Annotated in this window: 12 protein-coding genes; 9 read left to right on the top strand and 3 right to left on the bottom strand. The window is 71.2% G+C overall.

Going from position 1 to position 12,514, the window contains the following annotated elements; all coding sequences use genetic code 11:
- Together D7V77_RS07780 and D7V77_RS07775 are read right to left on the bottom strand one after the other, a co-directional pair.
- Positions 1-2,541 (bottom strand): FtsX-like permease family protein, encoded by a 2,541-nt coding sequence (locus tag D7V77_RS07780; protein ID WP_120575627.1) that lies wholly within the window; start codon positions 2,539-2,541, stop codon positions 1-3.
- Entirely contained in the window at positions 2,538-3,266 is a 729-nt protein-coding gene (locus D7V77_RS07775; protein WP_120575664.1) for an ABC transporter ATP-binding protein, read from the bottom strand. The genes D7V77_RS07780 and D7V77_RS07775 overlap by 4 nt, the downstream gene beginning before the upstream one ends.
- Positions 3,267-3,489: 223 nt before the next feature.
- On the opposite strand from D7V77_RS07775, the gene D7V77_RS07770 reads away from it, so the two are divergent.
- Positions 3,490-5,607, top strand: coding sequence for an ATP-binding protein (locus D7V77_RS07770; RefSeq protein ID WP_120575626.1), 2,118 nt, complete (start codon positions 3,490-3,492; stop codon positions 5,605-5,607).
- On the opposite strand, the gene D7V77_RS07765 is transcribed toward D7V77_RS07770, so the two are convergent.
- Positions 5,561-6,382 (bottom strand): carboxylesterase, encoded by an 822-nt coding sequence (locus D7V77_RS07765; RefSeq protein WP_120575663.1) that lies wholly within the window; start codon positions 6,380-6,382, stop codon positions 5,561-5,563. The genes D7V77_RS07770 and D7V77_RS07765 overlap by 47 nt on opposite strands.
- 70 nt (positions 6,383-6,452) lie before the next feature.
- On the opposite strand from D7V77_RS07765, the gene D7V77_RS07760 reads away from it, so the two are divergent.
- From D7V77_RS07760 to D7V77_RS07725, 8 genes are all read left to right on the top strand, one after another.
- The gene (locus D7V77_RS07760; protein ID WP_120575625.1) at positions 6,453-6,746 is read left to right on the top strand and encodes a DUF3467 domain-containing protein; all 294 of its coding nucleotides are present in this window, start codon (positions 6,453-6,455) and stop codon (positions 6,744-6,746) included.
- Between the two features lie 60 nt (positions 6,747-6,806).
- Complete coding sequence (locus D7V77_RS07755; protein WP_233591308.1) at positions 6,807-7,556, top strand: hypothetical protein; 750 nt, start codon at positions 6,807-6,809, stop codon at positions 7,554-7,556.
- A 43-nt stretch (positions 7,557-7,599) separates the two neighbouring features.
- On the top strand, positions 7,600-8,499 hold the full coding sequence (hemF, locus tag D7V77_RS07750) for an oxygen-dependent coproporphyrinogen oxidase (RefSeq protein WP_120575624.1): 900 nt from the start codon (positions 7,600-7,602) through the stop codon (positions 8,497-8,499).
- Positions 8,499-9,017 carry a hypothetical protein gene (locus D7V77_RS07745; protein ID WP_199733751.1) on the top strand — a complete coding sequence of 173 codons (519 nt, stop codon included), beginning with the start codon at positions 8,499-8,501 and terminating at the stop codon, positions 9,015-9,017. The genes hemF and D7V77_RS07745 overlap by 1 nt, the downstream gene beginning before the upstream one ends.
- Positions 9,018-9,191: 174 nt before the next feature.
- On the top strand, positions 9,192-10,265 hold the full coding sequence (locus D7V77_RS07740) for an Immediate early protein ICP0 (RefSeq protein ID WP_233596751.1): 1,074 nt from the start codon (positions 9,192-9,194) through the stop codon (positions 10,263-10,265).
- Between the two features lie 61 nt (positions 10,266-10,326).
- A complete protein-coding gene (locus D7V77_RS07735; protein WP_120575660.1) occupies positions 10,327-10,941 on the top strand; it encodes an RNA polymerase sigma factor in 615 nt (204 codons plus the stop codon).
- A gap of 84 nt (positions 10,942-11,025) precedes the next feature.
- The gene (locus D7V77_RS07730; protein WP_120575623.1) at positions 11,026-11,673 is read left to right on the top strand and encodes an anti-sigma factor; all 648 of its coding nucleotides are present in this window, start codon (positions 11,026-11,028) and stop codon (positions 11,671-11,673) included.
- Positions 11,670-12,122, top strand: coding sequence for a hypothetical protein (locus tag D7V77_RS07725; RefSeq protein WP_120575622.1), 453 nt, complete (start codon positions 11,670-11,672; stop codon positions 12,120-12,122). Before D7V77_RS07730 ends, D7V77_RS07725 begins: the two co-directional genes overlap by 4 nt.
- Positions 12,123-12,514: the final 392 nt, after the last annotated feature.

The following is a 12,514-nucleotide window of genomic DNA, read 5'->3' as shown; positions in this document are numbered from 1 at the left end:
TCACTCCTCCCGCAGCGCCATGGCCGGGTTCGCGCGCGCCATGCGCCACGCCGGGTACAGTCCCGCGAGCGCCGCTGCCACCAGGGCCAGCACCAGCGCCTGTCCCACCACGCCCGGCGCCACCACCAGCTGCAACGTCCACCCGAACGAGCGCTGGTTGATGACGTGCACCAGCACGTAGGCCAATGCCAACCCCAGCGGCACGGAGAACAGCCCCGCGAGCAAGCCCAGCAGGCCCGTCTGCAACGACACCATGCCCCACAGTTGTCCCGGCGTGAGCCCCGTCGCGCGCAGCACCGCGAACTCGCGCGCCCGCTCCAACTGCAACGACATCAGCGCGCTCAGCACGCCCACGAACGCGACGCCAATCGCCAGCAAGCGCAGCACCTGCGTGATGGTGAAGGTGCGGTCGAACACCTCCATCGACGCCTGCCGCAGCGCCCGGTTCGCGCGCACGTTCAAGGCCTGCTCACCGCCCGCGCGGTCGCGCACGCGGGCCACCAGTTCGTCCACGTCCTGTCCGGGCGCGGCGAAGAGGGACAGGCCGGACACGCCCCGGTCCTCGTACCAGTGCTCATACGTGGCACGCGGCATCAGCACCGTCCCCACGTCCGAGCCATAGTCGAAGTACACGCCCGCCACGCGGAAGTCGTGCGGCCCCTTGTCGGTGGCGACTCGCAGCGTGTCGCCTGCGTGAACGCCCCGGTGGAACGCGAAGGGCTCCGACACGATGAGCGCGTCCGGTGACGCGTCCAGTTGTCGCCACACGTCCTCCGCGCGCCCTTCCTTGAAGCGGTACGTCCGCTCGTGGCCCTTCGCGAAGTCCACCGCCAGCAGGTCCGTGTCCACGTCGTTGATGCGCACGTGGATAACGCGGATGGATCCGCTCGCCTCGACGCCGGGCGTGGACCGCAGCTTCTCCGCGAGCCCCGGCACCAGCGACGAATCCCCGCGCCGCGCCACCAGTGACGGCGGTGACACGAACACGTCCGCCTGCAACGCGGACTCCAGCCACGCCGCCACCGTGCCTCGGAAGCTGGACACCATCAGGCCCACGCCCACCGTCGTCGCCACCGCGACCATCAGCGCCGCCAGCGCCACCGCCGTGCGCGACAGGCTCGCCGTCACGCCTCGGGCCGCCATGCGTCCCAGTGGACCGAACATCGCGCCCAGCGGCCGCGCCGCCGCCACCGTCAGCTTCTCCGTCACCCAAGGCACCAGCAGCGCGCTGCCCAGCAGCACGCCGAAGAGCCCCGCATACGCCGGCATCAGCGCCTGCGTGGGCCACGCGAGCACCGCCGCCGAGAGGGCCAGGATGATCAACCCCAGCACCGCCAGCCGGGGCGCCCGGTTGCGCGACACGTCCTCCACCGTCGAGCGCCGCAGCGCTGTCACCGGTGCCGCTCGCGCCGCCTCCCACGCGGGGACGAGCGCCGCCAGCACCGTCGCGCCCAGGCCCAGGCTCAGGCCCTTGATGAGCGTGAACGGTTCCAAGGACAGACGCCGCACGTTCACCACGAAGTACAGGTCGTTGATGGTGCGGGTGATGAGGCCCACCAGTCCGCTGGCCATCAGGATGCCAAGGAGCAGCCCCGCCGCGGTGCCCACCATTCCCAGGAGCAGGGCTTCGCCCAGCACCACCGCGAACAGCTCGCCTCGCGTCACGCCCACCGCGCGCAGCCGGCCCAGCATCCCGCGCCGCTGCACCACGGAGAACGTCATCGTGTTGTAGATGAGGAACATCCCCACCACGAGCGCCAGCAGCGACAGCGCGGTGAGGTTGGTTCGGAACGCCCGCGTCATCTGCTCCACCGTGCCCGCGCGCCCGGACGTCTGGACCAGCTCCGCGCCCGGCGGCAGCGTGGCCTTCAGCGCCGCGGCCTGCGCCTCGCCGCCCTTCAAGCGCAGGTCCACGCGCGTCAGCCGGCCCTCCTGGCCCAGCACCTCCTGCGCGGTGGAGATGTCCGCGATGAGCAGCGATTCCAGCGCGCGCTCCGTCGTCTCCTGCGAAGGCGTCAGCAGGGCAGATACGCGCAGCTCCCGGCGAAGCCCCGTCACCATCACCTGCAGCGTGTCCCCGGCCTTCACGCCCAGGCTCCGCGCCGTCTTCGCGCCCATCACCACCGTGCCGGGCCGCGTGAGCAGCGTGCCGACGTCCCCCACCGCGCCCCCGCTGGAGAAGTCCCGGAAGGGGGCCTCCGCGAACGGATCCAGTCCCAGCAGCGTGAGCGTGCGGTGGTTGCCGCCCTCCACTTGCACGAAGCCCTGCACCACGGGCGCCGCGTCTGGTGAGTCCGGCCGCAGCTTCAGCGCTGTGTAGACGCCCTCCGGCAGACCGGAGGTGCCTCCAGTGATCTGGTGCGTGGCGCGGCCCGCGACGACGTCCGTGGATTGCTCGAACGCTCGCAGCGCGCTGCCGCTCGCCAGGTCGATGGACACCACCACCGCCACGCCCATCGCGATGCCCAGGAGCGACAGCGCCGTGAGCCACGGGTGTCCGCCCAGGTGCCGCAGGCTGGAGCGTGCGAGCAGCGCCCTCATGGCGTCCCCCGTCCGCGCGCGCCGCCGGGGCGCTCCACCAGGCGTCCGTTCTCCATCGTCAGCACTCGGTCCGCGCGCTCCGCCATCGCGGGCTCGTGCGTGACGATGAGCGCGCACGCGTTGCCCTGCCGCGTGAGCCCTTCCAGCAGGTCCAACACCTGGCCGCCCGTCTCCTCGTCCAGGTTGCCCGTGGGTTCGTCCGCCAGCAGCAGCGGCGGGGCGTGGGCCAGGGCTCGCGCCACCGCCACGCGCTGCTGTTCTCCGCCGGAGAGCCGGTCCGGGAAGCTGTTCGCGCGCGTTCCCAAGCCCACCCGTTCCAGCAGCTCCCTCGCCCGCGCGCTGGCCTCGGCGCTCGAGCGGCCGAGCAGCTCCAGTGGCAGCCGCACGTTCTCCTCCACCGTCAGCGTGGGCAGCAGGTTGAACGCCTGGAAGATGAAGCCGACGCGCTCGCGGCGCAGCAGCGTGCGGTCCCGCTCCGGCATGCGCCCCAGGTCGCGGCCCTCCACCAGGATTTCACCGTGCGTCGCCTGGTCGATGCCGCTGATGAGGTTGAGCAGCGTGGACTTGCCGGAGCCGCTGCGGCCCAGCAGCACCACGAACTCGCCCCGGTGCAGGGCGAGCGATGTGCCGGAGAGCACCTCGCGCACGGAATCGCCTTCCGCGTAGGACTTGGTGACGCCGCGCAGTTCGACGAGGGGCCGCGAATCGGGAGGAGAAGAAGGCATGCCGGGCATCCGACATAGCCGATGCCCGGCATCCGGGAGCGTTTCCCCGCCCAACCGGGAGGGATGCCCGCTACTGGACGCCAGCAGCGCCAGGGAGCGCTCAGCCCATGACACCCGGCAGGTTGTCCGGGTTGCTTTTCGTGCGTGCCGACACGTCCCGGTGTTTGATGTCCACCTCTCCTCGCCGGAAGCCTTGCCTTCCGCGGGGTAGGGGGGGCCACACATGAATGAAGCCCAGGCCGGGTGGGTGGCGGCGTCCGGCAGTGTGCCCCCGCCGCTGCATGAGCTGCTTCAGCAGCTCCCTGCCTTCTTTGGCCTCTACCGCGGCCCCGGCCACCACATCGAGTTCAGCACCTCCACGCGCCTGCCGCTGCTCGACACGCGAGGCCAGGTGGGCATCCCCCTGCGCGAGGCCTGCCCCCAACTGGAAGGCCCCGGCTGGCACGAGGCCTGGGATCGCGTCTTCGCCACCGGAGAAGCCCTGCACCTGCGCGAGGCATCCGCCCGCGCGTGCCCCGCGGACGAGGAGCTCTTCTTCAACCTGTCCCTGCTGCCGCGCCGCGACGCGCAGGGGAAGGTGGAGGGCGTGCTCGCCTTCGCGGTGGACGTGACGGAGCTCGTGAGCACCCGCCGCGCCGCGTGGACCACCGCGGCCTGGCGCACCGAACGCCTCCAGGCGATGACCGCCGCGCTCTCCGAAGCGCTCACCCCCGCGCAAGTGGTGGAGGTGGCCGCTCGCGAAGGCGCCCTCGCCATGGGGGCCCTCACCGGCCTGGTGGTGGTGCCAGAAGGGACGAGCCTGGACGTCTTCGAGCGCGCCGCCGCGCATGGCTTCGCTCCCGGTGAGCTGGAGGGCTGGCAGCGCTTCGAGGTCTCCGCGACCTGTCCCCTCACGGACGTGACGCGCACCCGCGAGCCCTGCGCGCTGGGCTCGTGGACGGAGTGCATGGCGCGCTACCCGAGGCTCGCGCAGCTGTCTCGTGAGCGGACCCTGTTGGCCTGGGCGTCCGTGCCGCTGGTGAGCGGTGGGCGCGTGTTCGGCGCGCTGGGCCTGGGCTTCGGCGATGCGCGCGACTTCGACGCGCCGGAGCGTGCCTTCCTGCTGACGGTGGGCCGCCTGTGCGCGCAGGCGCTGGACCGCGCGCGCCTGTACGACGAGGAGCGCGCGGCCCGGAGCGTCGCGGAGGCCGCCAGCCGCGCCAAGGATGCGTTCCTCGCCACGGTGTCCCATGAGCTGCGCACGCCGCTCACGTCCATCCTCGGCTGGTCGCAGATGCTGCGGCAGGGCCTGCTGGGCGAGGACAAACGACAGCGCGCGGTGGAGGCCATCGAGCGCAACGCCCGCGCGCAAAGACAGCTCATCGAGGACCTGCTCGACATCAGCCGCATCGCCAACGGCCGCTTGCGCCTGGAGCCGGTGCCGCTGGAATTGGGCCACGTGGTGGAGGCGGCGCTGGATGCCGTCAGGCCCACGGCGCTCGCGCGCGAGCTGACGCTCGATGTCTCCGTGGACGAGGATGGCGTGCCGCTGTTCGGCGACCCGGACCGCTTGCAGCAGGTGGTGTGGAACCTGCTCTCCAACGCCATCAAGTTCACTCCGCACGGCGGCCACGTGACGGTGTCCGCGCGCACGTGCGACGAGGGCGCGGAGTTGGTGGTGCGCGACGACGGCGAGGGCATCCCCACTGACTTCCTTCCCTTCCTCTTCCAGCGCTTCCATCAGGCGGACACCGGTGTGAGCCGCCAGCACGGCGGCCTGGGCCTGGGCCTGTCCATCGTGCGGCACCTGGTGGAGCTGCACGGAGGCACCGTGACGGCCGTCAGCGAAGGGCTGGGGAGGGGCGCCACGTTCACGGTCGTGCTGCCCAACTCGCGCGTGGGCACGGCCCCGGGCTCCTTGCGCGTGCCGCGCCCCGTGGAGGGCCTGACGCTGCCGCGCTTCCCGGAGCTGGAGGGCCAGCGCGTGCTGGTGGTGGATGGCCAGCCGGACGCGCGCGAGTGGATGTCCGTGCTGCTCACCCGCGTGGGCGCCCACGTGCTCACCGCTACCAACGTCACCGACGCCATGGACGAGGTGCGCCGCTCTCCGCCCACGGTGCTGGTGACGGACGTGACGCTGGCCGGCGAGGACGGCTATTCGCTCCTGTACCGGCTGCGCGCGCTGCCCTGGGAGTCCGGAGGCGGTGTGCCCGCGCTCGCCGTCACCGCCGCCGCGCGCCGCGAGGACCGCGACCGCGCCCTTCGCGCGGGCTTCAGCGCCTTCGTCACCAAGCCGCTCGACGCGGTGGAGTTGCTCACGGCGGTGGCGCGTCTTGCTCCGGCCAATCCGGTCGGCTCCTGAAGTCCTCCTCCGCGCGCCACGGCTGGAGGAAGTCCCCCACCTCCCGGGCGAGCCGCGCACCGCTCACGTCGCGCGGGATGATGTGGAAGCCCTCCGGATAGGCCACGTGCCGCACCTGGGGACACGCCTTCATCCGCCGCGCGAGCCAGCGTCCGCCCTCCGGATCCACCACGTGGTCCTGCTCCGCGGTGGCCACCAGCACCGGGCAGCGCACCCGGGGCGCGTCCGCCAGCGCCAGGTCCTGCAGCCTGCACAGGTCGCGCAGCCGGGCCACCGGGAACGCGGGCAGCACTGGCGCCTTCGCCAGCACCTCCGGGTCGGAGATGTCCGTGCCGCCCTTGTCCACCCACGGCGTGGTCCATTCGAGCAGCGGCGTGCGGCACAGCTGTCTCACCAGCGCCATGCGCGCGCCCCGGAAGCGCACCGCGGGCGCCACCAGCGCGAGCGCGTGCACGGATTCCGGTTGATGCGCGGCCAACCGCAGCGCCAGGAGCGCACCCATGGACAGTCCGGCGACGAACACGCGACGGTGTCCGGAGAGCGACGCCAGCGCCTCGTCCGCGCAGGCCTGCCAGTCGCGGAAGTCCACGCCCAGCATCGCCTCCGGCGTGGTGCCGTGGCCCGGAAGCCTGGGCGCCACCACGCGCATCCCCCGCGCCGCCAGGGCCTCACCCAGGGGACGCACCTCCCAGGGACTGCCGGTGAATCCATGCAGGAGCAGGCAGGCGTCCGGCCCCCGCCCCAGCGTGAAGGGCGCGGTGGACTCTCCGTCGATGTCGCGCCAGCGCGTGCTCACGGGGAGGACACTGGCCACGACGGGCCCCAGGCGCTATGCCGCCTGACTCATGGCCGACACTCCGACGAAGCCCCCTGAAGTGCAGCTCCAGGTGCAGATGACCGAAGAGGTGTCCAATGGCCAGTACAGCAACCTGGTCCTGACGAATCACACGGACTCGGAGTTCGTGTTGGACTTCCTCTATGTCCAACCTCAGCAGCCCCTGGCCCGCGTCCGCTCGCGCATCATCACCAGCCCGCGCCACGCCAAGCGGCTCTTGAAGGCACTCCAGGAAAACGTGCAACGCTACGAAGCGCGCTTCGGCGCCATCACCCTGGGCGAGGACGAAGGCCCCAAGCACTGAAGGGCAGGAGCCGCCGGGACTTTCCCTCGCGGCCTTTCCCGGCGCACACTGAGCGGCATCGTGTTCCGAGCCCTCGTGTTCGCCGCTGCCCTGTTGTCCGCCGCCAACGCCTCCGCCCAGTGCACCGGGGACGGAGTGCAGCTGTATCCCGCGCCCGGCGGCATCGTCCCCACCAACATGCGCATCCTGCTGGAAGGCGTGGGCACCGCGAAGTCGCCGGTGCTGGGACTGGTGGGCAAGCCGCTGAAGCTGGTCTCCACCGACCACGAGGTGAAGCTCAAGGTCACCAAGGGCTGGGAGAGCTCCCTGGGCCGCGCCACCATCATCCTCAAGCTGGCGGAGCCGATGCAGCCGGACAAGCGCTACTTCCTGAACCTGCAGGAGGTGCTCCCCAACATCGCCCTCCTCAACGGCCAGGTGGGCGCGCAGCCGTCATGGCTGAGCGGCAAGGGGCCGGACGCCAAGGCACCTAAATGGGTGAAGCGCCCTGCGGTCTCGGAAGGCTTCGTGCGCCGCTCGCCCCAGGGCATCGCGCGCTTCGTGAAGCTCAACCTGGCGCTACGCGAGGAGAGCCCCGCTTTCCTGGTGGTGAAGCTGTCGCCGCGCCGGCTGGGCATCTCTCCCCAGCAGTACCTGCTGCCCGTGCAAGGCAATACGGCTTATCTGGGCCATGAGGCCTGCGGTGGGGCCTTCTCTCTAGAGGACGGGCGCAGCTATCGCGCGCGCATCGAGGCCTTCGATGCAGCGGGCAACCTGGCGCCATCCACGCCTCCCGTGGACTTCGAGGCCCCGTCCGCCCAGGGCCCTTAGTAGTGTGTCTGCCCGTTCAACCCGCGACAGGGAGACAACGGGCATGACGGCGACGGTGGATGTGGAGGGTTTGAAGGGGCGCATGGCCGCCTTCATCCAGAAGCTCCAGGACGACATCTGCGGAGCGCTGGAGGAACTGGACGGCCAGGGCCGCTTCCGCGAGGACGCGTGGAGCCGCCCTGGAGGCGGTGGCGGCCGCAGCCGCGTGTTGGAGGATGGCGCCGTCCTGGAGAAGGCGGGCGTCAACATCTCCATCGTCCATGGCGAATTGGAGGAGGCCTTCGCCAGGAAGCTCCAGGGCGAGGGGCGCACCTTCTGGGCCGGTGGCCTGTCGCTGGTGCTGCACCCGAAGAGCCCGCATGTGCCCACGGTGCACGCCAACTACCGCTTCATCCACCAGGGCGGGCGCGCGTGGTTCGGCGGCGGCGCGGACCTGACGCCGTACTACCTGGACGAAGCGGACGCGGCGCACTTCCACCGCGCGCACAAGGCCGCGTGCGACGCGCACGACCCCACGTACTACCCGCGCTTCAAGGCCGCGTGCGACTCGTACTTCCACCTGCGCCACCGGGGCGAGGCGCGCGGCCTGGGCGGCATCTTCTTCGAGAACATGGGCGGTGACCTGGAGCGCGAGTTCGCGTTCGTGCAGGCGTGCGGCAACAGCTTCATCCCCGCGTACCTGCCCATCGCGCGGAAGCACAAGGACACGCCGGTGACGGAGGAGCAGCGCTACTGGCAGGAGGTGCGCCGGGGCCGCTACGTGGAGTTCAACCTCGTCTACGACCGGGGCACCATCTTCGGCCTGGAGACGCAGGGGCGCACGGAGTCCATCCTCATGTCGCTGCCGCCGCGCGTGCGCTGGCGCTACGACTACCACCCGGAGCCCGGCACGCCCGAAGGCCGGCTGGTGGAGGTGCTGCGCAATCCCCGGGAGTGGGCCTGATGTCCTCGGCTCCGGAGCCCGGCCCCGCGCGCCCCCGCAACCTCGCGGTGCGCCTGGGCGTCGCGGTCACGGTGTTCCTCGCCGTGGCCATGAGCTGCCTGTACATCGCCTACCTGCCCATCATGGGGGCGTCGGGCCGGAGCCGCGCGTCGCCGGAGCGGGTGGCCAATGAGGCCCGCGTCCAGGTGCTGGCCCTGTGCGACGCGGTGCAGGCCTTCCGGGACGAGCACGGCGACTACGTGCCCATCGCGCCCTATCCCGCGCCCGTGCCTCGACATGGCGAGGGCGTGCCCTTCCCGCAGGACCACGAGGACTTCCACCGCATCGGCTTCGACCCGGGCCCCATCGTTCACCTCCAATACGAGGTGCGGGCGGAGGAGAGCCCCGTGGGTGAACCCGAGGTGTCCTGCCTCGCCCGCGTGGACGAAGATGGCGACGGCCTCAACGCCGTGTACCGCGTCCGTCTGGATGCCAACGGAATGACCAGCCCCGTGGAGGTGGAGCGCGAGGGGGAGTAGCCCCCCATGCAACTCGGGGTTCTCGTTGTGAGAGAATCCTTCGTGATGGGAAACGTCGGCGACATCCGCGGCCCCCGCGCAGGAGGTCCTCCCGGCTCTGGTGGGCCCCGCTCCGGCGGTGGCTCCTCTGCGCCGACGGGCCCATCGCCAGCGTCTCCGTTCCGCGATGACGGGATGGAGACCTCCACCCCCACCACCTCGTCCGGCGACCGCACCCGCATCGGCTCCCCGCCCGTGGGGCTTCCGCCGGAAGCCGATGGTGGCGCGCCGTTGGAGTCTGGCGCGGAGCCCGGCGAGCCCGGCCTCCCCGGCGGCGAAGGGACGGAGGCCGGCGCCTCTCCGGAGGGTGGCGACGTGGGCCCCCGTTCGGTCCGCGTCGACATTCCCAACCGGGGCCCTCGCTCCGACGGGACGGGTCGGGCCCCTCGCGCGGACGCCGGCACGGGCTTCGAGTCCTCCGGCGCGGCCACCCAGACGCCCCGGCGCAAGGGCGGCGACGGCTTCCGCACGCCCGGCTCCGTGCCCACCACCGCCAGCCCCTACCTGGGCGCGGGCGAGGCGCGCGGGCCGGTGCTGGACGTGGAGTCGCTCATCCCGTCCGACCTGAACGACCTGGAGAGCCACCTCGCGGTGGGCAAGCGCTTCGCGTCGGACGGGGCGCTCCTGTCCGCGCAGGTGCGGCCCTCGTCGCTGCCCTCGTCGGACCGGGTGGCCCGCCTGTGGGTTTTCTTCGCCGCCTACGCGGAGGCCGCCGCGGCGCACCCTCCCGCCGCGGAGGGCAAGGCCGCCTTCGAGCAGGCCCTCAAGGACCAGGGCTTCGCCCACCTCCAGGATGCCCACACCGGGCAGAGCGGCGTGGAGGCCGGGATGTGGGTGATGGACGCGCCCACCCCCGAGGAGGCCCGCGAGCGCGCGGACGCCGTCCGGCTGGAGCCCCCGCCCGACGTGCGCCACTCCGAGCAGGCCGCCCCGCTCACCCCCGGCCTCTACCACCCCCTGCCCGGCACCTTCGTGCGCCGGGACGCCCAGGGGCACCCCCTCCAGAACGACGACCCCCGCGACCGCCATGGCAGCGACCGCCGGCTGGGCGGCCGCATGTTCTGGAACGTGCTCCACACCTTCCGGGCCGGGGAGGACACGGAGGACTCCGCCGTCACCCAGGCCCAGTGGGACCGCATGATTTTCGGGGCGGTGCTGGCCATGGTGGGCCTGGCCCTGGCGGCCATCGCGCTCGTCAGCTCCCTCTAGGAGCGACGGGGCGCGTCGAAAGCCTTGGGGTTGGCGCGGCTTGTGCTACGGTGCCGCGCACTTGGCCACCGACGACCTCACACTCGTCAAGCGCGTCCGCAGCGGGGACCAGCGCGCCTTCAAGCTCCTCGTCGAGCGTTACCAGCGCAAGGTGTATGCCGTCGCGCTCGGAATGCTGAAGGACAAGGAGGAGGCGATGGACGTCTCTCAGGAGGCGTTCGTCAAGGTCTACAAGTACCTGGACCACTTCAAGGGCGACGCGTCCTTCTACACGTGGCTCTACCGCATCACGTCCAACATCTGCATCGACGTGCTGCGCAAGCGCCGCGGCGGCGGCGAGGCCGTGGAGTTCGACGAGACGCAGGAAGTGGACCTCTCCGAAGCCCGCATCGGCGCGCTCGGCAGCCGCCTGGGGACCAATCCCCAGAAGAGCGCCCTGCGCAAGGAGCTGGCGGAGAAGATCCAGGAGGCCCTGGCCACGGTGCCGGAGAAGCACCGCGCCATCCTCCTGCTGCGCGAAATCGAGGGAATGTCCTACGAGGACCTGGCCCGCACGCTGGACATCCCCAAGGGCACGGTGATGAGCCGGCTCTTCCACGCGCGCGCCAAGGTGCAGAAAATCCTGGGGGATTATCTGGAGCTGGACGAAGCCAAGAGCGGAGTGGGCAACGAATGAGGATGCCAGAAAGGCCTCCTCGAATATCCGTGGGGCCCGTCGCGTCCCACCGACGAATTCCCACCAGCCCGCAGGGTGAAGAGTATGGCCGGAAATCCCGCGTGTGAGCGTTTCGTACCGCTCCTGTCTCCCTACATCGACGGTGAAGTCGCTCCTGGGGAGCGCGTCAACGTGGAGCGGCACCTGGCCGCCTGCCGGGATTGCACGGGCCGCGCGGCGGACCTGCGCGCCGAGTCCGGGTTGCTCCGGGTCGGCCTGGACATGGCGGTGGACGACGTCGACTTCAAGGACTTCGCCCAGAAGGTCATGGCCCGGGTGACGCCGGAGAAGCCGCCCCTCATCGAGCGGATGCGGCTGGCCCTGTCGGAGATGTTCCTCTACCAGCGCACGGCGATGATTTCGTCGCTGGCCACCGCCGCGGTGGTGATGCTGGTGGCCCTGCCGCTGGTGCTGCGCGACAACGCGCCGGAGGGCTACGCCGCCGAGCGCATGACGGTGAAGTCCATCCAGTCCTACCAGGGCGCCCGCGTGGCCCCGGTGGTGATGGAGACGGAGGGCGGCGGCTCCATCATCTGGATGGTGGACGAGCAGGAGCAGGCCCCGGAGCCCGTGAAGGAGAAGAAGCCGGGCGCGGTGGAGTCCCAGGATTCGAGCGTGGAGCAGGATGGCCAGGGAGGACAGCCGACGCCGGCTCCGTCCGTCCCGCCCCGGCCCACCGGAGGAGCGCTATGACGAAGCCGACGTGGGCGGTGCTGGCTCTGCTGTTCGCCGTGGGTCTGGTGATGGGGCCGGCGGTCGCCTCCGCCCAGGAGCAGAAGGTGAAGGTGCAGGTGGAGGTGGTGCTGGCCTCCAACAAGGGCACCGCGGTGGAGCCGCCCGAGCTCAACAAGATGAAGGAGGCGTTCCAGAAGCAGAACTTCAGCTTCACCTCCTTCAAGCGCATGTCGCTGGACACCGTGGAGGTGGGCGCCCAGAAGCCCACGGAAGTGAAGCTCCCCAACGGGACGAACGCGTCGCTCCAGCTGCTGGGCATGAAGGACGGCAGCGCCACGCTGCGCGTCATCATCCCGAACCAGTCCTCCGTGGAGGTGGAGCTGGGCCGTCAGGGCGCCGTGTACCAGAAGGCCGGCAAGCACGTGGGTGGCGAGCTCATCCTCGTCCTGGTGCCGCCGTCGAAGTAGCTGTGTAAGTCGTGACGGATGCGCGCCGCCCTCGAGGCAGGCGCCGTCCGCGGAATCCCCACCCTGACGCCTGGATGGCCCCCTTCTCCCCGGGCGGCCCCGCGTCAGGGCCCACCATCCCTGAAGCTTCCCAGGTCCTCGCACATCCACCCCTGCGTGGACGGTGTGCTGTCCCAGCGTCGGACAGCTCCGTCCCCCGCCTGACGTGCGCCGGGGTGCGCATGGCACCGGAGGGCAGGAAAGAGGGCGGATCTACCTGGAGCCGGGCTGAAAGAAAGTCAGTCCTGCCCTGCGAGGCAGGGGTGCTCCAGGGTTTCTTCCCTCGGAAAACGCTGGGTTGAGCGACGGCACGGCAGTTGCTCTTGGGTCTGAGGGCAGGACGGGCGGGACGG

Origin of the sequence: Corallococcus sp. CA041A, from assembly GCF_003612075.1 — a bacterium.
In the GTDB taxonomy this organism is placed as follows: Bacteria; Myxococcota; Myxococcia; order Myxococcales; family Myxococcaceae; genus Corallococcus; species Corallococcus exiguus.
The sequence above is the reverse complement of the archived record's forward strand: the minus strand, read 5'-3'. Positions and strand labels throughout refer to the sequence as shown.